Origin of the sequence: Neisseria lactamica (assembly GCF_901482445.1) — a bacterium.
Classification (GTDB): Bacteria; Pseudomonadota; Gammaproteobacteria; order Burkholderiales; family Neisseriaceae; genus Neisseria; species Neisseria lactamica.
Genome location: NZ_LR590477.1, coordinates 335,731 through 355,697 on the forward strand (window position 1 = coordinate 335,731; position 19,967 = coordinate 355,697).

General features: G+C 50.5%; 23 protein-coding genes. 15 read left to right on the forward strand and 8 right to left on the reverse strand.

Translation table 11 applies throughout. From position 1 onward, the window contains the following. Positions 1-4: 4 nt before the first annotated feature. The 3 genes from tadA to FGL10_RS01960 all read right to left on the reverse strand — a co-directional run bounded on the left by tadA (position 5) and on the right by FGL10_RS01960 (position 2,607). Positions 5-724, reverse strand: coding sequence for a tRNA adenosine(34) deaminase TadA (gene tadA / locus FGL10_RS01945; RefSeq protein ID WP_003709776.1), 720 nt, complete (start codon positions 722-724; stop codon positions 5-7). 3 nt (positions 725-727) lie between these two features. Continuing rightward, positions 728-1,669 (reverse strand): tRNA (adenosine(37)-N6)-dimethylallyltransferase MiaA, encoded by a 942-nt coding sequence (miaA, locus tag FGL10_RS01950; RefSeq protein ID WP_003709778.1) that lies wholly within the window; start codon positions 1,667-1,669, stop codon positions 728-730. 353 nt (positions 1,670-2,022) lie between these two features. Then, positions 2,023-2,607, reverse strand: a complete 585-nt coding sequence (locus FGL10_RS01960) for a DUF4274 domain-containing protein (protein ID WP_003709781.1) — start codon at positions 2,605-2,607, stop codon at positions 2,023-2,025. A 275-nt stretch (positions 2,608-2,882) separates the two neighbouring features. On the opposite strand from FGL10_RS01960, the gene FGL10_RS01965 reads away from it, so the two are divergent. From FGL10_RS01965 to efp, 3 genes are read left to right on the forward strand one after another with little or no spacing between them, the layout of a single operon-like run. After that, on the forward strand, positions 2,883-3,161 hold the full coding sequence (locus tag FGL10_RS01965; protein ID WP_003709785.1) for a hypothetical protein: 279 nt from the start codon (positions 2,883-2,885) through the stop codon (positions 3,159-3,161). A gap of 18 nt (positions 3,162-3,179) precedes the next feature. Further along, entirely contained in the window at positions 3,180-4,331 is a 1,152-nt protein-coding gene (gene earP, locus FGL10_RS01970) for an elongation factor P maturation arginine rhamnosyltransferase EarP (RefSeq protein ID WP_036469953.1), read from the forward strand. Positions 4,332-4,373: 42 nt separating this feature from the next. Continuing rightward, complete coding sequence (efp, locus tag FGL10_RS01975) at positions 4,374-4,934, forward strand: elongation factor P (RefSeq protein ID WP_002219406.1); 561 nt, start codon at positions 4,374-4,376, stop codon at positions 4,932-4,934. A 48-nt stretch (positions 4,935-4,982) separates the two neighbouring features. Here the strand turns inward: efp and FGL10_RS01980 are convergent, their stop codons facing one another. The 3 genes from FGL10_RS01980 to metX all read right to left on the reverse strand — a co-directional run bounded on the left by FGL10_RS01980 (position 4,983) and on the right by metX (position 7,659). Further along, complete coding sequence (locus tag FGL10_RS01980) at positions 4,983-5,825, reverse strand: NMB0938 family lipoprotein (RefSeq protein WP_003709788.1); 843 nt, start codon at positions 5,823-5,825, stop codon at positions 4,983-4,985. 116 nt (positions 5,826-5,941) lie between these two features. Next, positions 5,942-6,523, reverse strand: coding sequence for a methionine biosynthesis protein MetW (gene metW / locus FGL10_RS01985; protein ID WP_003709789.1), 582 nt, complete (start codon positions 6,521-6,523; stop codon positions 5,942-5,944). Next, positions 6,520-7,659, reverse strand: a complete 1,140-nt coding sequence (gene metX, locus FGL10_RS01990) for a homoserine O-succinyltransferase MetX (protein WP_036469929.1) — start codon at positions 7,657-7,659, stop codon at positions 6,520-6,522. Before metX ends, metW begins: the two co-directional genes overlap by 4 nt. Positions 7,660-7,806: 147 nt before the next feature. On the opposite strand from metX, the gene FGL10_RS11935 reads away from it, so the two are divergent. Next, entirely contained in the window at positions 7,807-8,007 is a 201-nt protein-coding gene (locus tag FGL10_RS11935) for a protein MIGRI (RefSeq protein WP_036469955.1), read from the forward strand. A 107-nt stretch (positions 8,008-8,114) separates the two neighbouring features. Here FGL10_RS11935 and ykgO read toward each other — a convergent pair whose 3' ends face one another. Together ykgO and FGL10_RS02005 are read right to left on the reverse strand one after the other, a co-directional pair. Further along, the gene (ykgO, locus tag FGL10_RS02000; RefSeq protein ID WP_002213788.1) at positions 8,115-8,240 is read right to left on the reverse strand and encodes a type B 50S ribosomal protein L36; all 126 of its coding nucleotides are present in this window, start codon (positions 8,238-8,240) and stop codon (positions 8,115-8,117) included. Then, on the reverse strand, positions 8,240-8,515 hold the full coding sequence (locus tag FGL10_RS02005) for a type B 50S ribosomal protein L31 (protein WP_002217400.1): 276 nt from the start codon (positions 8,513-8,515) through the stop codon (positions 8,240-8,242). Before FGL10_RS02005 ends, ykgO begins: the two co-directional genes overlap by 1 nt. A gap of 199 nt (positions 8,516-8,714) precedes the next feature. Here FGL10_RS02005 and metF point away from each other — a divergent pair, with 199 nt between their 5' ends. From metF to gltA, 11 genes are all read left to right on the forward strand, one after another. Next, on the forward strand, positions 8,715-9,593 hold the full coding sequence (gene metF, locus FGL10_RS02010) for a methylenetetrahydrofolate reductase (RefSeq protein WP_002217399.1): 879 nt from the start codon (positions 8,715-8,717) through the stop codon (positions 9,591-9,593). Between the two features lie 135 nt (positions 9,594-9,728). Continuing rightward, positions 9,729-12,005: a 5-methyltetrahydropteroyltriglutamate--homocysteine S-methyltransferase gene (gene metE / locus FGL10_RS02015; protein ID WP_036475011.1), complete on the forward strand. Its 2,277-nt coding sequence runs from the start codon at positions 9,729-9,731 to the stop codon at positions 12,003-12,005. A gap of 277 nt (positions 12,006-12,282) precedes the next feature. Beyond that, a complete protein-coding gene (locus FGL10_RS02025; RefSeq protein WP_002221128.1) occupies positions 12,283-13,020 on the forward strand; it encodes a redoxin family protein in 738 nt (245 codons plus the stop codon). A gap of 253 nt (positions 13,021-13,273) precedes the next feature. Continuing rightward, positions 13,274-14,677: a dihydrolipoyl dehydrogenase gene (locus tag FGL10_RS02030; protein ID WP_003709803.1), complete on the forward strand. Its 1,404-nt coding sequence runs from the start codon at positions 13,274-13,276 to the stop codon at positions 14,675-14,677. Between the two features lie 14 nt (positions 14,678-14,691). Beyond that, positions 14,692-14,862, forward strand: a complete 171-nt coding sequence (locus FGL10_RS02035; protein ID WP_003709805.1) for a hypothetical protein — start codon at positions 14,692-14,694, stop codon at positions 14,860-14,862. Between the two features lie 90 nt (positions 14,863-14,952). Further along, complete coding sequence (gene sdhC, locus FGL10_RS02040) at positions 14,953-15,330, forward strand: succinate dehydrogenase, cytochrome b556 subunit (RefSeq protein WP_013449125.1); 378 nt, start codon at positions 14,953-14,955, stop codon at positions 15,328-15,330. Next, positions 15,324-15,665 (forward strand): succinate dehydrogenase, hydrophobic membrane anchor protein, encoded by a 342-nt coding sequence (gene sdhD / locus FGL10_RS02045; protein ID WP_003709809.1) that lies wholly within the window; start codon positions 15,324-15,326, stop codon positions 15,663-15,665. The genes sdhC and sdhD overlap by 7 nt, the downstream gene beginning before the upstream one ends. A gap of 2 nt (positions 15,666-15,667) precedes the next feature. Then, positions 15,668-17,431, forward strand: coding sequence for a succinate dehydrogenase flavoprotein subunit (sdhA, locus tag FGL10_RS02050; RefSeq protein WP_003709810.1), 1,764 nt, complete (start codon positions 15,668-15,670; stop codon positions 17,429-17,431). A gap of 119 nt (positions 17,432-17,550) precedes the next feature. Then, a complete protein-coding gene (locus tag FGL10_RS02055) occupies positions 17,551-18,258 on the forward strand; it encodes a succinate dehydrogenase iron-sulfur subunit (RefSeq protein WP_003678833.1) in 708 nt (235 codons plus the stop codon). Positions 18,259-18,261: 3 nt separating this feature from the next. Next, entirely contained in the window at positions 18,262-18,510 is a 249-nt protein-coding gene (locus tag FGL10_RS02060; RefSeq protein WP_003709811.1) for an FAD assembly factor SdhE, read from the forward strand. A 111-nt stretch (positions 18,511-18,621) separates the two neighbouring features. Continuing rightward, positions 18,622-19,905, forward strand: a complete 1,284-nt coding sequence (gene gltA, locus FGL10_RS02070; RefSeq protein WP_003709813.1) for a citrate synthase — start codon at positions 18,622-18,624, stop codon at positions 19,903-19,905. Positions 19,906-19,967: the final 62 nt, after the last annotated feature.

Sequence of the window (19,967 nt, forward strand, 5' to 3'; positions counted from 1 at the left end):
AGCTTCAACCTTTTCTTTTGTTTTGGAAAAAACGGCTTAATACGGCGCGGCATTCTTCTTGCAGGATTCCGCCCCGTATGGCGGTGTGCGTATTGAGGCGTTTGTCGGCAAACAGGTTGACGATGCTGCCTGCCGCGCCGGTTTTGGGTTCTGCCGCACCGTAGATCACGCGCCTGATTCGTGCCTGTATCAGTGCGGACGCGCACATAGCACAGGGTTCGAGGGTGATATATATGTCGCATCCGTCAAGGCGGTAGTTTTGCATTTCGCTGCCTGCCTGCGCCAAGGCGTTGATTTCGGCGTGGCGGCTGACATTGCAGTCGGCAATGCAGGTGTTGTGTGCCGATGCGATGATTTTGCCGTCTGAAACGATGACTGCCCCGACGGGTATTTCGCCCATTAATGCGGACAGTTTTGCCTGTTCCAATGCCAAACCCATGAAATGCGCCATTTCGCCTTGCGGGGGAAAGGCGGCGACGGGCGGATGGTTTTTCAACTCGGCAAGCAGGCGGGCTTTATGCGCTTGGGACATTTCTTGCGGCGGCGTGCCGTCCAGCAGCGACTCGAGTTGCCACAGCGTGCTTTTCGTGAGGGTCAAACCCGATGCCTTCAATAACAAGAAGGTTTGAACCGCGCCGGTTTGACGCAGTTCTTCGAGCGTACGGATACCGAGCCTGTGCAGGGCGGCGACGGTTTTGGGGGCGAGCGGCGGCGTGGTCAGCATAGTTTATACACCGAAAAACCGTTTTGCCGCCTCAATCAGGCGCGTGCCTGAAGTGCCGTCTGAAAACGGGTCGGCAACGCAGTCTAAAGGTGTTTTGCGTAACCAAGTCAGTTGGCGTTTGGCAAGTTGGCGCGTGGCGGCAATGCCTTTTTCGACAAATTCCGGGAAATCGGTTTTTCCGTCCAGATATTCCCACGCCTGACGGTAGCCGACGCAGCGTATGGCGGGGGAGTCGGCGGTCAGGCCGGGATAGCGGAGGCGCAGGTTTTCTACTTCGCCGATAAAGCCCTGTTCGAGCATCAGGTGGAAACGCAGGGCGATGTTTTCGTGCAGGCGGGCGCGGTCTTCGGGAATCAGGGCGGCGGTATGCAAATCGAAGGGGAGCGTATGGGGGCTTTGTCTGCCGAGGTGTTCGCTCATCGGTTTGCCGGTCAGATAATAAACTTCCAAAGCGCGTCCGATACGCTGGCTGTCGTTCGGCTTCAGACGGCATGCGGTTTCGGGATCGGCTTTTTGCAGGGTGCGGTAGAGGAAATCCAAGCCGTACATTTGTTTTTGTTCGTCCAAGTCGGCACGCAGGCAGGCATCGGCCTCGGGCAAATCGTTCAAACCTTGGGTCAGGGCGCGGAAATACATCATCGTGCCGCCGACAATCAGCGCAAACCTGCCGCGTGAGGAAATTTCCCCGACCAAGCGCGTGCAGTCTGCGACAAAACGGGCGGCACTGTATGTCTGAACGGGCGTAATGATGTCGATAAGGTGGTGCGGGACAAAGGCGCGTTCGGAGGCGGACGGTTTTGCCGTGCCGATGTCCATACCGGTATAGACCAGCGCGGAATCGAGGCTGATGATTTCGACAGGCAGGGTTTCGGCAATTTTGAGGGCGAGCGCGGTTTTGCCGCAGGCGGTCGGCCCGAGCAGGGCAAAGGCTTTCGGGATCGGCATAATGTTTCGGGTTTGGAAAAATGCGGATTATAGCGGAAAGCGCGCCGCCCTTATATTTTGCTTTGAAGAAGCACGCCGACGGCAAGGGGGCGTGTTTACCGTATGCCTTTATAAAATTTCAAACCGATGCGCCGGGTTTTCAATATGCCCACGCCCGATGCAGCCTTGTCCTCAGGCATCGGCGGCAGTGTCCGATTTTTCAGGGAACGTCCGCACTAGGTATATTTAACGAGTGAACACTAAGTATGTCAAGTAGCTACGTTCGTATGTAGGAACATATCCATGAACTTTTTAACGATAGCTTAAGGTTATCGTTAAAAGGTATTACCTCGACAAACTGGGATTTATCTTTTTTATTCATCCAAAGCGTTGTAAAGCTTGTCCATAATTACAGAAAGGGCTTCTGGAATTCCTTCATCCCAGTCTGGACTTTCAAGAATTTCACCATCTAACGCCTTAAACATTACTTCTGGTATTTTTGATTTTGCTTTACTATCGTCATATCCTTTTGTCCAATCATGTCCTCCAGAATATAAATCGTTAGCCGGATTAAATGCATAAATTTGATCATTATAAAAATCAGAAAGATAGTTTGTTTCAATGGTATCTAAAATATCATAATCTTCTAAGCCCCATGAATATTTTTCTTCGCATTCTTTTCTGTCCACACAGTTCTCTTTATAAAAATCAGGTGCCATGTACCAGTACAAATAAAGGATTGTGCCTCTGTCAGTATCTGGCTGATCAACTATCCACTGGATTACTTTTTTAGAATTATCAAAGTTCCAACTTATTGCTAATAGCTGTCTTTCTTTCGGAGTATTTTTCTTAAGAAAATCAATAATAAGCTCTGTGCTTAATTTCTCAAATTCATCGTCATCAATTTTGACTTCGTCCCATTCAAAATCGTCATTGAGAATATCACTTATCGTTAACATACTGTACCTCCTAAAATTTCGATTTGTAACTATCTTTTTTTGAACAAATATCTGTTATTTACTATCAGAACCCGTGAAATTATATCGTAATTATTTTAATACACTATTCAATTACCGGCTCTACATAATCCCCATCTTCCTTAAGGTGCGGCAGCACCGCGTTTTCCTGCGGCAAGGCTTCAGACGGCATCGCCGGCAGCCTGTGCCGATACGTCGGTTAGACAAGGCGTGCGCTTGGGGCGATAATGGCGTTTTGCTTTTTTGAAAGCCTTGCAATGTCCCGAAACCTGCTTGTCCGCTGGCTTGTCGTCTGCCTGATACCCTTGGCGACGCTTGCCGTTTTCGCCGCCAATCCGCCCGAAGACAAACCCCAGCATCTGATTAACGGCATCATCCTTGCCTGCGAAGCGACGTTTTTGTTCAAATTCGTCCTTTTCGACACCATCAAGCATCATTTGAAACAAGAGTTTGATTTGAAACGTCAAACTATGTTTCTGTTTGTTCCGATTGTTTTGCTGGTTGTGTATTTGTTCCACTATTTCGGCGCGTTTTAGCTTGTTTTCCAGATGGTTATGAATACGCACGCTTTTCCTGTCTGTTGGATTTTTTGCAAGGTCATCGACAATTTCGGCGACATCGGCGTTTCGTGGCGGCTTGCCCGTGTTTTGCACCGCGAGCTCGGTTGGCAGGTGCATTTGTGGACGGACGATGTGTCCGCCTTGCGCGCGCTTTGCCCGGATTTGCCCGATGTTCCCTGCGTTCATCAGGATATTGATGTCCGCACTTGGCATTCCGATGCGGCAGACATTGATACCGCGCCTGTTCCCGATGCCGTCATCGAAACTTTCGCCTGCGATCTGCCTGAGAATGTGTTGCACATTATCCGCCGACACAAACCGCTTTGGCTGAATTGGGAATATTTGAGCGCGGAAGAAAGCAATGAAAGGCTGCACCTGATGCCTTCGCCGCAGGAGGGCGTTCAAAAATATTTTTGGTTTATGGGTTTCAGCGAAAAAAGCGGCGGGTTGATACGCGAACGCGATTACCGAGATGCCGTCCGTTTCGATACTGAAGCCCTGCGAGAGCGGCTGATGCTGCCCGAAAAAAACGCCTCCGAATGGCTGCTTTTCGGCTATCGGAGCGATGTTTGGGCAAAGTGGCTGGAAATGTGGCAACAGGCAGGCAGCCCGATGACCCTGTTGCCGGCGGGGGCGCAAATTATCGACAGCCTCAAACAAAGCGGCGTTATTCCGCAAGATGCCCTGCAAAACGACGGCGATGTCTTTCAGACGGCATCCGTCCGCCTCGTTAAGATTCCTTTCGTGCCGCAACAGGACTTCGACAAATTGCTGCACCTCGCCGACTGCGCCGTCATCCGCGGCGAAGACAGTTTCGTGCGTACCCAGTTTGCCGGCAAACCCTTTTTTTGGCACATCTACCCGCAAGATGAGAATGTCCATCTCGACAAACTCCACGCCTTTTGGGATAAGGCGCACGGTTTCTACACGCCCGAAACCGCCTCGGCACACCGCCGCCTTTCAGACGACCTCAACGGCGGAGAGGCTTTATCCGCCACGCAACGCCTCGAATGTTGGCAAATCCTGCAACAACACCAAAACGGCTGGCGGCAAGGCGCGGAGGATTGGAGCCGTTATCTTTTCGGGCAGCCGTCCGCATCCGAAAAACTCGCCGCCTTTGTTTCAAAGCATCAAAAAATACGCTAGAATAGCGCGTTTTACGACAACCGATTTGATTGGAAAATCACAATGAAAACAGCACAAGAACTGCGCGCCGGCAATGTATTTATGGTCGGCAACGATCCTATGGTCGTTCAAAAAACCGAATACATCAAAGGCGGCCGCTCTTCCGCCAAAGTCAGCATGAAACTGAAAAACCTGCTGACCGGCGCGGCTTCCGAAACCATTTACAAAGCCGACGACAAATTCGACGTGGTCATCCTGTCCCGCAAGAACTGTACGTACAGCTACTTTGCCGACCCGATGTACGTCTTTATGGACGAAGAATTCAACCAATACGAAATCGAAGCCGACAACATCGGCGACGCGTTGAAATTCATCGTTGACGGTATGGAAGACCAATGCGAAGTTACCTTCTATGAAGGCAACCCTATCTCCGTAGAACTGCCTACCATCATCGTGCGCGAAGTCGAATACACTGAGCCTGCCGTCAAAGGCGATACTTCAGGCAAAGTGATGAAAACCGCGCGCCTGGTCGGGGGCACTGAAATCCAAGTGATGTCTTACATCGAAAACGGCGACAAAGTCGAAATCGACACCCGCACCGGCGAATTCCGCAAACGCGCCTGATTTGCCGCATTGAAAAATGCCGTCTGAAAACGTTTCAGACGGCATTTTTTATCTTCGCCCCAAGTTTGGATTGAAGTAGATGTTTTTTTCGTAAACGACAATACGCGTGATTTTGCCATTTTCGTCAAAATGGATGTCTAAAAACGGTTTGTCGGGATTGCGTTCACGGTTGGACAGCCGGAAGAGTGATTGGTTTTCAAGCATTTCTCCGTGTATTTTCAGATAGCCGGGCAATTGGCTGATGTGTTGGAAATTGCCGCCAAAACCGTTGTTGTGCCGGCTCGAATAGGCAGGGGTTGCCGAAACTTCAAAATAACGCGTGCGTTTCGGCTCCTCGCCTTGCCCGCGGGTTTCTTCGCTGCCCTGTGTCAGCAACAGCGTCGCTTCTCGGAGGCGGCGTTCCTGTTCCATCAAGGCATCTTGTGCCTGCCGGCTGATCGTGCGCTTTCCGTAACGCAAGTCTTCAATTGCCAGTATGATTTTCTGATGGTAGTCGGGATCTTCAGGGCGGATGTCGGGAAACAGCAGCCGCTGTATGTCGTCAGAGTCGCCGGGTAAGCCGAAACGGGTTTCCAGTTCGTGATGGGAAAGGGCAAACAGACAGTCCGAGTCAATGTGTTCGGCGATTTGCTGCATAAGATCGTCAATGCCGGTGGCGGGGTGCAGGTCGGTGCAATTTGACGGCGGCGCGCTTTCTGCCTGCTTGACGTTATCAGGGGCGGATGCGGCCGGTTGCAAATCGGATTGGGACGCGGAAGACGAAGCGGCGGATGCCGGGGACGAAGCAGCGGATGCATCGACTTCTTTGGTTTTATCGTCTTTGCTCGGAGAACACGCGGTCAGCATGATTGCGGTAAGCCATAAGAGAAGTGATGAGGTTTTGTTTTTCATTCTATTGTTTCCAGTATTAAAGAGGCCGTCTGAAAACCTACCGTTTCATTTTTCAGACGGCCTGTTGTTAATAGAACCGAAGAACCTGTTATTGCCGACAATGTTCTCAACCTGTCTTACCCGACGCGGTAAAACGCCAGGCTGCCCAACAGGTTGGGGAAATGTTTGACCTGTCTGTTGCCCGTCATCACGGCGCGCTCGAGGACGCGGATGTTGTTTTTGGCGCACAACAAATCAAAGTCTTTGAGCGTGCACCAATGGATATTGGGCGTGTCATACCAATGGTAGGGCATGCGTTCGGAAACCGGCATATGACCGCCGAGTGCGATTTGGACGCGGTTGCGCCAGTAGCCGAAATTCGGGAAGCTGACAATCGCCTGTTTGGCGACGCGCATCAGGCAGCGCAGGATTTTTTCGGTATTCTGCATCGCTTGGATGGTCTGGCTCAAAACAATCACATCAAAACTTTGATCGTTGAATGCGGTTAAACCCTCTTCCAAATCGGCTTGGATCACATTCACGCCGCGCGACATAGCGGCAATCACGCTGTCGGTGTCGATTTCGATGCCGTAGCCGCTGCATTTTTTGTGTTCGACCAAGGCGGCAAGCAATTCGCCGTCGCCGCAGCCCAAGTCCAAGACGCGGCTGCCTTCGGGAATCCGGTCGTAAATCAGTTGCAAATCATTGCGCAGGTTCATTGCTGACATTCCTTATAAACGTTGTTCATATAGGCGGCGACCGCGCGCATATAGGCTTCGTCTTCCATCAAAAAGGCATCGTGCCCGTGTGCGGATTTTACCTCGATATACTGCACGGATTTTTGGGCGGCAATCAGGGCTTTGACCAATTCGTGCGAACGTTCGGGCGCGAAACGCCAATCGGTGCTGAAGCTGGCGACAAAGAATTTTGCCTGCACATCCTGCACGGCGCGGGTCAGGCTGTTGCCGAAATCCGCCGCCGGATCGAAATAGTCCAAAGCTTTGGTCATCAGCAGGTAGGTGTTGGCATCAAACCGCCCGACGAATTTGTCGCCCTGATAGCGCAGATAGGATTCCACTTCAAATTCAACGCCATAGCCGTATTGATAGCCGTCGGAACGCAAATCGCGTCCGAATTTTTTGCCCAAACCGTCTTCGGCAAGATAGGTGATGTGCCCCATCATACGGGCAATCCGCAAGCCCCGTGCAGGAACGGTATTATGGCTGCGGTAATGTCCTTCGTTGAAATCGGGGTCGGTCAAAATCGCCTGACGCGCCACATCGTTAAACGCGATATTTTGCGTGGACAGCTTCGGCGCAGACGCAATCACTAAAGCATGGCGCACGCGCTCGGGATAGGAAATCGTCCACTGCAAGGCCTGCATACCGCCCAAGCTGCCGCCGACAACCGCCGCCCATTGTCCAATGCCGAGATAATCGGCAAGCGCGGCTTGGGATTTTACCCAGTCCTTCACCGTAACCACCGGAAAATCCGCGCCGTATTCTTGGTTGGTTTCAGGGTTGATCGACAGAGGCCCGCTGCTGCCGTCGCAGCCGCCCAGATTGTTCAAACCGACCACGAAAAATCGTTCCGTATCAATTGGTTTGCCGGGACCGACCATATTGTCCCACCAACCCGCATATTTGTCCTCCGCCGAATGCCTGCCCGCAACGTGATGGTTGCCCGACAGCGCGTGGCAGATTAAAACCGCATTGTTTTTTTGTGTATTCAGTTTGCCATAAGTTTCAATCATTAAATCGAAACGCGGCAAAGTTTTACCGTTTTCCAAAGCCAGCGGCATTTCAAACGGAATTTTTTGGGGCGTTACAATGCCCACCGAGGCGTTTTGACTCATATTCTGTTCCAACAAATGCGGCGAAAAGCGTTATTATATCGCAAACGGTATGACTTTTTGACACGGCCGGGCAGGCAGCCGGACGCGTTTGACCCCCATACCGCCGCACACGGACCATACTTTTCAGACGGCTTCCCGCTTCCCGATATGATAGGCAGACTTTTCCGTATTTTTTTCTTTTTCGCACTTGCCGCGCTGATTATCAACCGCCTCTTCAGCCGCAGGCAAAAGCGCGCCCTGCGCGAAGTCGCCGAAATCAGTGCCCGGGTGCTGCTCGGCGCGGCCGCCGCGACGCTGTTTTGGTATCTGCTTATGCTGTATTTCAAACACATTCCGGATTCGTATTGACGGAAAAAAATGCCGTCTGAAACGCTATTTTTCTGTTTCAGACGGCATTTTTTGAAAAGGGCTTGCGGCAGGAGGAGATTTACAACCGAAGCAGGAAGGGCAGGGGGTCAGCGTTGGCGCGCTTTAAAACGCGGATTGCTTTTGCAGATGACGTAAACTTTGCCCCTGCGCCTGACGATTTGGCAGTCGCGGTGGCGTTGTTTGGCGGTTTTGAGTGAAGACAGAACCTGCATTATTTGTCCTTTCTAAACGATGACATGACGGATTGGAAACGTTGGTTGAACTTGCTGGCACGGCCTTCGGTATTGACGTTGCGCTGTTTGCCGGTATAGACGGGATGGGATGCAGAAGAAGTATCCAGCGAAAACAGCGGATATTCTTTGCCGTCTGTCCAAACCATCGTTTTTCCGTGTGTTTCGGCGCAAGAACGAATCAGCCAGCCTTCATTGGCACTGCTGTCGAAAAAAAGGACGGTCCGGTAATTGTCAGGATGAATATTCGGTTTCATATATCGCCTTATTTGAAGTGTTATAACATAACAAACTTTATCATAATTTAGAAGGCTTGTACAAGAAAAGCAGATTGTTTTTGCGAAATATTAAAAATTTTCATCATAAACCTGAAAATTTTGAAATTGACTCATATTCGGTGCAACTTTATTATGTCGCCTGAAATATCATATAAAAGATAATAAAAGGTACACAGCAATGAATTACGCAAAAGAAATCAATGCGTTAAACAACAGCCTTTCCGATTTGAAAGGCGACATCAACGTTTCGTTTGAATTTTTCCCGCCGAAAAACGAACAAATGGAAACGATGCTGTGGGATTCCATCCACCGTCTGCAAACCCTGCATCCCAAGTTCGTATCCGTAACTTACGGCGCCAACTCCGGCGAACGCGACCGCACGCACGGCATCGTCAAACGCATCAAGCAGGAAACCGGCTTGGAGGCCGCGCCTCACCTGACCGGTATCGACGCTTCTCCCGATGAATTGCGCCAAATTGCCAAAGATTATTGGGACAGCGGTATCCGCCGCATTGTCGCCCTGCGCGGCGACGAGCCGCCCGGTTACGAGAAAAAACCGTTTTATGCCGAAGACTTGGTTAAGCTATTACGCTCCGTCGCCGACTTCGACATCTCTGTGGCAGCATACCCCGAAGTACATCCCGAAGCGAAATCTGCACAAGCCGACCTGATTAATCTGAAACGCAAAATCGATGCGGGCGCAAACCACGTCATCACCCAATTTTTCTTTGATGTGGAACGCTACCTGCGCTTCCGCGACCGCTGCGTGATGTTGGGCATCGATGTGGAAATCGTCCCCGGCATCCTGCCCGTTACCAATTTCAAACAACTGGGCAAAATGGCGCAAGTGACCAATGTCAAAATCCCAAGCTGGCTGTCGCAAATGTATGAAGGTTTGGACGATGACCAAGGTACGCGCAATCTGGTTGCGGCAAGTATCGCCATCGATATGGTCAAAGTCCTGTCTCGCGAAGGCGTGAAAGATTTCCACTTCTACACGCTCAACCGCAGCGAGCTGACTTACGCCATCTGCCATATTTTAGGCGTGCGCCCTTAAAGCCGAAAACGGCTTCAGACGGCATTTGAGGCCGTCTGAAAAGCAAAACGCCGCCCCGTCCGAGCCATTCTGATTTACAATACCGGCCGATTCGGATCGAACCGGTCCTTACAAAATCCAACTGGAGAGTTTAGTATGACAACATTACATTTTTCAGGCTTCCCGCGTGTCGGCGCCTTCCGTGAATTGAAATTCGCCCAAGAAAAATACTGGCGCAAAGAAATCAGCGAGCAAGAATTGCTGGCTGTTGCCAAAGACTTGCGCGAGAAAAACTGGAAACACCAAGCCGCTGCCAACGCCGATTACGTTGCCGTAGGCGATTTCACTTTCTACGACCATATCCTCGACTTGCAAGTCGCTACCGGCGCGATTCCCGCCCGTTTCGGCTTCGACAGCCAAAACCTGTCTTTGGAACAATTCTTCCAACTGGCGCGCGGCAACAAAGACCAATTCGCCATCGAAATGACCAAATGGTTCGACACCAACTATCACTATCTGGTGCCTGAATTCCACGCCGATACCGAATTCAAAGCCAATGCCAAACACTACGTCCAACAACTGCAAGAAGCCCAAGCTTTGGGCTTGAAAGCCAAGCCGACCGTTGTTGGTCCGTTGACTTTCCTGTGGGTGGGTAAGGAAAAAGGTGCGGTTGAATTCGACCGTCTGAGCCTGTTGCCTAAACTGCTGCCTGTTTACGTTGAAATCCTGACTGCTTTGGTTGAGGCCGGTGCCGAGTGGATTCAAATCGACGAGCCTGCTTTGGCTGTCGATCTGCCTAAAGAATGGGTGGAAGCCTACAAAGACGTTTACGCTACTTTGAGCAAAGTAAACGCCAAAATCCTGTTGGGCACTTACTTCGGTTCTGTTGCCGAACACGCCGCATTGCTGAAATCCCTGCTCGTTGACGGTCTGCACATCGACTTGGTACGCGCCCCTGAGCAACTGGACGCATTTGCCGACTACGACAAAGTCCTGTCTGTCGGCGTGATTGACGGCCGCAACATTTGGCGCGCCAACCTGAACAAAGTTTTGGAAACTGTTGAGCCTCTGCAAGCCAAACTGGGCGAGCGTTTGTGGATCTCCAGCTCTTGCTCTCTGCTGCACACTCCATTTGACTTGTCAGTTGAAGAAAAACTGAAAACCAACAAACCCGATTTGTACTCTTGGTTGGCATTTACCCTGCAAAAAACCCAAGAATTGCGCGTTCTGAAAGCCGCATTGAACGAAGGCCGTGATTCTGTTGCCGAAGAACTGGCCGCCAGCCAAGCTGCCGCCGACTCCCGTGCCAACAGCAGCGAAATCCACCGTGCAGACGTTGCCAAACGCCTGGCCGATTTGCCTGCCAACGCAGACCAACGCAAATCTCCATTTGTCAACCGTATCAAAGCGCAACAAGCATGGTTGAACCTGCCTCTGCTGCCGACGACCAACATCGGTTCTTTCCCGCAAACTACCGAAATCCGCCAGGCACGCGCCGCCTTCAAAAAAGGCGAACTGTCTGCCGCCGATTACGAAGCCGCGATGAAAAAAGAAATCGCCTTGGTGGTTGAAGAGCAAGAAAAACTGGACTTGGACGTACTGGTACACGGCGAAGCCGAGCGTAACGATATGGTCGAATACTTCGGCGAACTGTTGAGCGGTTTTGCATTCACCCAATACGGCTGGGTACAAAGCTACGGCTCACGCTGCGTTAAACCACCGATTATCTTCGGTGACGTAAGCCGTCCTGAAGCCATGACCGTGGCTTGGTCCACTTACGCTCAAAGCCTGACCAAACGCCCGATGAAAGGTATGTTGACCGGCCCTGTAACCATTCTGCAATGGTCTTTCGTCCGCAACGATATTCCCCGCGCTACCGTGTGCAAACAAATCGCACTGGCCCTGAACGACGAAGTATTGGATCTGGAAAAAGCCGGCATCAAAGTCATCCAAATCGACGAACCTGCCATCCGCGAAGGCCTGCCTTTGAAACGTGCCGATTGGGATGCCTACCTGAACTGGGCCGGCGAATCTTTCCGCCTGTCCTCTGCCGGTTGTGAAGACAGCACTCAGATCCACACCCATATGTGCTACTCCGAGTTCAACGACATCCTGCCGGCCATCGCAGCTATGGATGCCGACGTGATTACTATCGAAACTTCACGTTCCGATATGGAACTCCTGACCGCGTTCGGCAAGTTCAAATACCCGAACGACATCGGCCCGGGCGTTTACGACATTCACAGCCCGCGCGTACCGACTGAAGCCGAAGTTGAGCACCTGTTGCGTAAAGCCATCGAGGTTGTGCCGGTTGAGCGTCTGTGGGTGAATCCTGACTGCGGCCTGAAAACACGCGGCTGGAAAGAAACTCTGGAACAACTCCAAGTGATGATGAACGTAACCCGCAAACTGCGTGCCGAATTGGCGAAATAAGCCGGAACCGTATGAACAAATGCCGTCTGAAAGCCCTTCAGACGGCATTTTGCCCTGAGTTGCGGCGCAAGGGTGCAGTTGCCGGGAAATTTTCTCATTGCAGCTTGTATTCCTCCAATTTGACTTTATATATTGGAAACAGCAAACCAGAGTTGTATTCGATAGTTTTAAATAATTTATATTATTTGAACTATAAATTATACAAATCATTTTGTATGGGGTAGAATGCCCAGCGATTCACAATTATTTCTCAAACCAATCTATTAAGGAGCTTAAAATGGCTTTGCAAGATCGTACCGGTCAAAAAGTACCTTCCGTAGTATTCCGTACCCGCGTTGGCGACACTTGGAAAGATGTGTCTACCGATGATTTGTTCAAAGGCAAAAAAGTAGTCGTATTCTCTCTGCCCGGCGCATTTACTCCGACTTGTTCTTCTTCCCACCTGCCGCGTTACAACGAATTGTTCGGCGCGTTCAAAGAAAACGGCGTTGATGCAATCTACTGCGTATCTGTAAACGATACTTTCGTGATGAACGCTTGGGCTGCCGAAGAAGAATCCGACAACATCTACATGATTCCTGACGGTAACGGCGAATTCACCGAAGGTATGGGTATGTTGGTCGGTAAAGAAGACTTGGGCTTCGGCAAACGCTCTTGGCGTTACTCCATGCTGGTTAACGACGGCGTGGTTGAAAAAATGTTCATCGAGCCGGAAGAACCGGGCGATCCTTTCAAAGTATCCGATGCCGATACTATGCTGAAATTCGTTGCTCCCGATTGGAAGGCTCAAGAGTCTGTGGCAATTTTCACTAAACCCGGCTGCCAATTCTGCGCCAAAGCCAAACAAGCTTTGCAAGACAAGGGTTTGTCTTACGAAGAAATCGTATTGGGCAAAGATGCAACCGTTACTTCCGTTCGCGCCATTACCGGCAAGATGACTGCCCCCCAAGTCTTCATCGGCGGCAAATACATCGGCGGCAGCGAAGATTTGGAAGCTTACTTGGCTAAAAACTAATTGCCTGATGCTTAAGACGGTTTGAACGAAGCTGTCTGAACAGAAAAATAGAGTTATTCAGACGATACGCTACACGGTCGTTCTGAATAACTCTATATTTACAAGTAGAATTTGAGATTATTGTTTCAAATCGAAACTTTTAAAATGGCTATTGGTTTTATATTGCCGATAGTTTATTAAAAAAGCCGTCTGAAAACCTGATACGCATCACGCTGATGCTGCTTCGGACGCTTAATAAAGAAGGACAAAGATTATGAAAAAAATTCAAGCAGATGTCGTCGTAATCGGCGGCGGTACTGCCGGTATGGGTGCGTTTCGCAATGCCCGTTTACATTCGGACAATGTTTATCTGATTGAAAACAACGTGTTCGGCACAACATGCGCGCGCGTGGGCTGTATGCCTTCCAAACTTTTGATTGCCGCCGCAGAGGCGCGCCATCACGCACTGCATACCGACCCGTTCGGCGTGCATTTGGACAAAGACAGCATCGTCGTCAACGGCAAAGAAGTCATGCAGCGCGTCAAATCCGAGCGCGATCGTTTTGTCGGCTTTGTCGTTGCCGATGTGGAAGAATGGCCTGCCGACAAACGCATCATGGGGTCGGCTAAATTTATCGACGAACATACCGTTCAAATCGACGACCATACTCAAATCACGGCAAAAAGTTTCGTGATTGCTACCGGTTCGCGTCCCGTCATCCTGCCGCAGTGGCAGTCTTTGGGCGACCGTTTGATTATCAACGACGACGTTTTCTCGTGGGATACGCTGCCTAAGAGCGTTGCCGTGTTCGGGCCGGGCGTTATCGGTTTGGAACTGGGTCAGGCATTGCACCGTTTGGGCGTGAAAGTCGAGATTTTCGGCTTGGGCGGCATCATCGGCGGCATTTCCGACCCCGTCGTTTCAGACGAGGCGAAAGCCGTGTTCGGCGAAGAATTGAAACTGCATCTGGATGCCAAAACCGAGGTCAAACTCGACGCAGACGGCAATGTAGAAGTCCATTGGGAGCAGGATGGCGAAAAAGGCGTATTTGTTGCCGAATATATGCTGGCAGCCGTAGGCCGCCGTCCGAACGTTGACAATATCGGTTTGGAAAACATCAATATCGACAAAGACGCGCGCGGCGTACCCGTTGCCGATCCGCTGACTATGCAGACCAGCATTCCGCATATCTTCATCGCGGGCGACGCTTCCAACCAACTGCCCCTGCTGCACGAAGCTGCCGACCAAGGCAAGATTGCCGGCGACAATGCGGGACGCTATCCGAATATCGGCGGTGGTTTGCGCCGCAGCACTATCGGCGTGGTGTTTACCAGTCCGCAAATCGGCTTTGTCGGTTTGAAATACGCGCAGGTTGCCGCGCAATACCAAGCCGACGAATTTGTCATCGGCGAAGTATCGTTCAAGAATCAAGGTCGCAGCCGCGTGATGCTGGTAAACAAGGGCCATATGCGCCTGTATGCCGAAAAAGCCACCGGCCGCTTTATCGGCGCGGAAATCGTAGGCCCTGCGGCCGAACATTTGGCGCATTTGTTGGCTTGGGCACATCAAATGAAGATGACCGTTCCGCAAATGCTGGATATGCCGTTCTACCATCCCGTTATCGAGGAAGGTCTGCGTACCGCGTTGCGCGATGCCGATGCGAAATTAAAAATTTGATTAATGTGTGAAGAATGCCGTCTGAAATTTCTCAGACGGCATTTTATCTTTCCGTAATTGAAACTGATGTTGATATTTCAGGCAAGGGGAAAGGGCATATCAGAAATCCGTTTTTTAATCTGCTGTTTTCACGCGTGTTTGTCAAAATCTATCAGTTTGTTTTTAAAATACACTGTTCAAAATGAGATAAAACAGGTAAATTAACGTTTATGTAGCCCGGTGTAGCAATGGGCTTACGGTTTTTGAGTCGATATATAACTACAGAGGAATTGACTATGTCTGTCAAACCGCGTCCTGTTTATCTGGATTTGCCGAACATCCGTCTGCCGATACCCGGGATAGTTTCCATCCTTCACCGCATCAGCGGGGTCGGGCTGTTTATTATGCTGCCTTTCCTGCTGTATTTCCTGTCCGGTACCCTAAGTCAAGAATCTGCATTTGAAACTTACCGCGCTATTGTTTCCCATCCTTTGGTCAAGCTGGTTTTAATCGGTGTGTTGTGGGCTTATCTGCACCATTCCCTCGCCGGTATCCGCTTTTTATTTTTGGATGCGCACAAAGGTCTTGAGCTGAATACTGCGCGCAATACCGCTAAATTGGTGTTTACCGCAGCTTTAGTGCTGACTGTCGTTTTGGGAGCTTTATTATGGTAGAACGTAAATTAACCGGCGTCCATTACGGTTTGCGCGATTGGGCAATGCAGCGTGCGACTGCGGTTATTATGTTGATTTATACCGTTGCACTTTTGGTGGTTCTGTTTACCCTGCCTAAAGAATATTCGGCGTGGCAGGCATTTTTTAGTCAAACTTGGGTAAAAGTGTTTACCCAGGTGAGCTTTTTGGCAGTATTCCTGCATGCATGGGTAGGTATCCGCGACTTGTGGATGGACTATATCAAACCCTTCGGCGTGCGTTTGTTTTTGCAGGTTGCCACCATCGTTTGGCTGGCCGGCTGCCTGGTGTATTCAGTTAAAGTGATTTGGGGGTAAGTATGGGTTTTCCTGTTCGCAAGTTTGATGCCGTGATTGTCGGCGGTGGTGGTGCAGGTTTACGCGCAGCCCTCCAATTGTCCAAATCCGGTCTGAATTGTGCCGTTTTGTCTAAAGTATTCCCAACCCGTTCGCATACGGTAGCGGCGCAGGGCGGTATTTCTGCTTCATTGGGTAATGTGCAGGAAGACCGTTGGGATTGGCATATGTACGATACCGTGAAAGGTTCCGACTGGTTGGGCGACCAAGATGCGATTGAGTTTATGTGTCGCGCCGCGCCTGAAGCCGTAATTGAGTTGGAACACATGGGTATGCCTTTTGACCGTGTGGAAAGCGGCAAAATTTACCAGCGTCCTTTCGGCGGTCATACTGCCGAACACGGCAAGCGCGCGGTAGAACGTGCCTGTGCGGTTGCCGACCGTACCGGTCATGCAATGCTGCATACTTTGTACCAACAAAACGTCCGTACCAACACACAATTCTTTGTGGAATGGACGGCGCAAGATTTGATTCGTGATGAGAATGGTGATGTCGTCGGTGTAACCGCCATGGAAATGGAAACCGGCGAAGTTTATATTTTTCACGCTAAAGCCGTGATGTTTGCTACCGGTGGCGGTGGTCGTATTTATGCTTCCTCTACCAATGCTTATATGAATACCGGTGACGGTTTGGGCATCTGTGCCCGTGCGGGTATTCCGTTGGAAGACATGGAATTCTGGCAATTCCACCCGACCGGCGTGGCGGGTGCGGGCGTGTTGATTACCGAGGGTGTGCGCGGCGAGGGCGGTATTCTGTTGAACGCCGACGGCGAACGCTTTATGGAACGTTATGCGCCGACCGTAAAAGACTTGGCTTCACGCGATGTGGTTTCCCGCGCGATGGCGATGGAAATCTACGAAGGTCGCGGCTGCGGCAAAAACAAAGACCACGTTCTGCTGAAAATCGACCATATCGGTGCCGAAAAAATTATGGAAAAACTGCCGGGCATCCGCGAGATTTCCATCCAGTTTGCCGGTATCGATCCGATTAAAGACCCGATTCCGGTTGTACCGACTACCCACTATATGATGGGCGGCATTCCGACCAATTACCACGGCGAAGTTGTTATTCCGCAAGGAGACGAATACGAAGTGCCTGTAAAAGGCTTGTATGCGGCGGGCGAGTGCGCTTGTGCTTCTGTGCACGGTGCGAACCGCTTGGGTACCAACTCCCTGCTTGACTTGGTGGTATTCGGTAAAGCTGCCGGCGACAGTATGATTAAATTCATCAAAGAGCAAAGCGGCTGGAAACCCCTGCCTGCCGATGCGGGCGAGTTGACCCGCCAACGTATCGAACGCTTGGACAATCAAACCGATGGTGAAAACGTTGATGCATTGCGTCGCGAACTGCAACGTTCCGTCCAACTGCATGCCGGCGTGTTCCGTACCGATGCGATTTTGGCAGAGGGCGTGAAACAGGTTATGGAGATTGCCGAGCGCGTGAAACGCACCGAAATCAAAGACAAGAGCAAAGTGTGGAACACCGCGCGTATCGAGGCTTTGGAATTGGATAATCTGATTGAAGTAGCGAAAGCGACTTTGGTGTCCGCCGAAGCACGTAAAGAATCCCGTGGCGCACACGCTTCAGACGACCATCCTGAGCGCGATGATGAAAACTGGATGAAACATACGCTGTACCATTCAGATACCAATACTTTGTCTTACAAACCGGTGCATACCAAGCCCTTGAGCGTGGAATACATCAAACCGGCCAAGCGCGTTTACTGATGCGTTTTCAGACGGCCTTTACCTCAAAGGCCGTCTGAAACTTAACCATACCCACATTGAACTGTCTGAATCCATAATACAAAATCATTGGGCAGTTGATGAGAAAAGGAACACTTCTCATGGAAAAAATGAGTTTTGAAATTTACCGTTACAACCCGGACGTTGATGCCAAGCCTTATATGCAGCGTTACGAGTTGGAATTGGAGCCGACCGATGTGAAACTTTTGGACGCTTTAGTGCGTCTGAAAGCGCAAGACGATACCTTGTCTTTCCGCCGATCCTGCCGCGAAGGTATTTGCGGTTCGGACGGTATGAACATTAACGGCAAAAACGGCTTAGCGTGCCTGACCGATTTACGCAGTCTGAAACAACCGGTCAAAATCCGCCCCCTTCCGGGTCTGCCCGTCATCCGTGACTTGATTGTGGATATGACCCAGTTCTTCAAACAATACCATTCCATTAAACCTTATGTCGTTAACGACAATCCGATTGATGCGGACAAAGAGCGTCTGCAAACTCAGGAAGAGCGCAAAGAGTTGGACGGCTTGTACGAATGTATTTTGTGCGCCTGCTGTTCGACCGCCTGCCCGTCGTTCTGGTGGAATCCCGACAAATTCGTCGGCCCGTCCGGTTTGCTGAATGCTTACCGTTTCATTGCGGACAGCCGCGATACCATCACCAACGAGCGTTTGGATAATTTGAACGACCCATACCGTTTGTTCCGTTGCCATACCATTATGAACTGTGTGGACGTATGCCCCAAACACTTGAATCCGACCCGGGCCATCGGTAAGATTAAAGAGATTATGTTGAAGCGGGCCGTTTAAGAAATGATGGTTTTTGACGATATTGCCAAACGGAAAATCCGTTTTCAAACCCGCCGGGGATTGTTGGAATTAGATTTAATCTTCGGCAGGTTTATGGAAAAAGAATTCGAGCATTTGAGCGATAAAGAGCTGTCCGAGTTTTCCGAAATCCTTGAATTTCAAGATCAAGAATTGCTTGCCTTGATTAACGGGCATTCGGTAACGGATAAAGGACACCTTATCCCTATGCTTGAAAAAATCAGACGGGTATGAAGTATCTGAAATCTGCCTACGGGCAGATTTCAAAATGCAAAGGCCGTCTGAAAGCAAAGAAGGTGCTGCGGATGCAGCAACGTGGGTTACAACTTGCAAAGGAGCGATAATATGTCCAAATCAATCAAACTCAACGTGCCGGGTCAAGCAGACTTGGAGCTGCCGGTATTGGAAGCCAGCATCGGTCACGATGTGGTTGACATTCGGGGGCTGACAAAAAATACAGGTTTGTTTTCCTTTGACCCCGGATTTGTTTCAACCGCAAGCTGTGAGTCTAAAATTACTTATATCGACGGCGATCAAGGCTTGCTTTATTATCGCGGATACCCCATCGAGCAGCTGGCTGAAAAATCCGATTATTTGGAAGTCTGCTATCTGTTGATTTACGGTGAACTGCCGACTCCCGAGCAAAAGGCAGAATTTGACAATACCGTCCGCCGCCACACGATGGTGCATGAACAGCTGACTTGGTTCTTCCGGGGGTTCCGCCGCGACGCGCATCCGATGGCGATGATGGTCGGCGTGGTCGGCGCGCTGTCTGCGTTCTACCAAGACAGCTTGGACATTACCAATCCCGAACACCGCAAAATCGCGATTTACCGCCTGATTTCCAAAATCCCGACCATTGCGGCAATGTGCTACCGCTATTCAAACGGTCTGCCGTTCAATTATCCGAAAAATAATCTTTCTTATTCCGAAAACTTCCTTCATATGATGTTCGCCACACCGTGTGAAGACTACAAACCCAATCCTGTTTTGGCACGCGCGCTCGACCGCATCTTTATTTTACATGCCGATCACGAGCAAAACGCCTCAACTTCAACCGTCCGTTTGGCAGGGTCTTCCGGTGCGAATCCGTTTGCCTGTATTGCCGCCGGTATCGCCTGCCTGTGGGGTGCTTCGCACGGCGGTGCGAACGAAGCCGTGTTGAAAATGTTGGACGAAATCGGCGATGTGTCTAATGTTGCCGCATACATGGAAGGTGTGAAACAACGCAAATACCGTCTGATGGGCTTCGGACACCGCGTGTACCGCAACATGGATCCGCGTGCCAGCATTATGCGCGAAACCTGCTATGAAGTTTTGAAAGAATTGGGTTTGGAAGACAGTCCGAAATTCAAACTGGCGATGGAATTGGAACAAATTGCACTGAAAGACCCGTTCTTTGTGGAGCGCAAGCTGTATCCAAACGTCGACTTCTATTCCGGCATCGTCCTGTCCGCGCTGGGCATCCCGACCGAAATGTTTACCGTCATCTTCGCCCTGTCGCGCAGCGTAGGTTGGATTTCGCACTGGCACGAGATGATCAGCGATCCTTCGCTGAAAATCGGTCGTCCGCGCCAGCTTTATACCGGTTCGGAACGCCGCGATTATGTGCCGGCAGGAGAGAGGTAACATACATTAATATATTGTCAAACAGGCAATATTAGAGAATCGGATTGCTTTCTGTACACATT

Bases quoted from the DNA above. Each gene is read 5' to 3' on its own strand.
- FGL10_RS01965 (WP_003709785.1), top strand. From the start codon at position 2,883: ATGTCCCGAAACCTGCTTGTCCGCTGGCTTGTCGTCTGCCTGATACCC.
- FGL10_RS02060 (WP_003709811.1), top strand. From the start codon at position 18,262: ATGATGGTTTTTGACGATATTGCCAAACGGAAAATCCGTTTTCAAACC.
- earP (WP_036469953.1), top strand. From the start codon at position 3,180: ATGAATACGCACGCTTTTCCTGTCTGTTGGATTTTTTGCAAGGTCATC.
- FGL10_RS02025 (WP_002221128.1), top strand. From the start codon at position 12,283: ATGGCTTTGCAAGATCGTACCGGTCAAAAAGTACCTTCCGTAGTATTC.
- miaA (WP_003709778.1), bottom strand. From the start codon at position 1,669: ATGCCGATCCCGAAAGCCTTTGCCCTGCTCGGGCCGACCGCCTGCGGC.
- FGL10_RS02030 (WP_003709803.1), top strand. From the start codon at position 13,274: ATGAAAAAAATTCAAGCAGATGTCGTCGTAATCGGCGGCGGTACTGCC.
- tadA (WP_003709776.1), bottom strand. From the start codon at position 724: ATGCTGACCACGCCGCCGCTCGCCCCCAAAACCGTCGCCGCCCTGCAC.
- metW (WP_003709789.1), bottom strand. From the start codon at position 6,523: ATGAACCTGCGCAATGATTTGCAACTGATTTACGACCGGATTCCCGAA.
- FGL10_RS02035 (WP_003709805.1), top strand. From the start codon at position 14,692: ATGCCGTCTGAAATTTCTCAGACGGCATTTTATCTTTCCGTAATTGAA.
- metX (WP_036469929.1), bottom strand. From the start codon at position 7,659: ATGAGTCAAAACGCCTCGGTGGGCATTGTAACGCCCCAAAAAATTCCG.
- FGL10_RS01980 (WP_003709788.1), bottom strand. From the start codon at position 5,825: ATGAAAAACAAAACCTCATCACTTCTCTTATGGCTTACCGCAATCATG.
- FGL10_RS01960 (WP_003709781.1), bottom strand. From the start codon at position 2,607: ATGTTAACGATAAGTGATATTCTCAATGACGATTTTGAATGGGACGAA.
- FGL10_RS02055 (WP_003678833.1), top strand. From the start codon at position 17,551: ATGGAAAAAATGAGTTTTGAAATTTACCGTTACAACCCGGACGTTGAT.
- metE (WP_036475011.1), top strand. From the start codon at position 9,729: ATGACAACATTACATTTTTCAGGCTTCCCGCGTGTCGGCGCCTTCCGT.
- gltA (WP_003709813.1), top strand. From the start codon at position 18,622: ATGTCCAAATCAATCAAACTCAACGTGCCGGGTCAAGCAGACTTGGAG.
- FGL10_RS02005 (WP_002217400.1), bottom strand. From the start codon at position 8,515: ATGAAACCGAATATTCATCCTGACAATTACCGGACCGTCCTTTTTTTC.
- sdhC (WP_013449125.1), top strand. From the start codon at position 14,953: ATGTCTGTCAAACCGCGTCCTGTTTATCTGGATTTGCCGAACATCCGT.
- efp (WP_002219406.1), top strand. From the start codon at position 4,374: ATGAAAACAGCACAAGAACTGCGCGCCGGCAATGTATTTATGGTCGGC.
- sdhD (WP_003709809.1), top strand. From the start codon at position 15,324: ATGGTAGAACGTAAATTAACCGGCGTCCATTACGGTTTGCGCGATTGG.
- FGL10_RS11935 (WP_036469955.1), top strand. From the start codon at position 7,807: ATGATAGGCAGACTTTTCCGTATTTTTTTCTTTTTCGCACTTGCCGCG.
- metF (WP_002217399.1), top strand. From the start codon at position 8,715: ATGAATTACGCAAAAGAAATCAATGCGTTAAACAACAGCCTTTCCGAT.
- sdhA (WP_003709810.1), top strand. From the start codon at position 15,668: ATGGGTTTTCCTGTTCGCAAGTTTGATGCCGTGATTGTCGGCGGTGGT.
- ykgO (WP_002213788.1), bottom strand. From the start codon at position 8,240: ATGCAGGTTCTGTCTTCACTCAAAACCGCCAAACAACGCCACCGCGAC.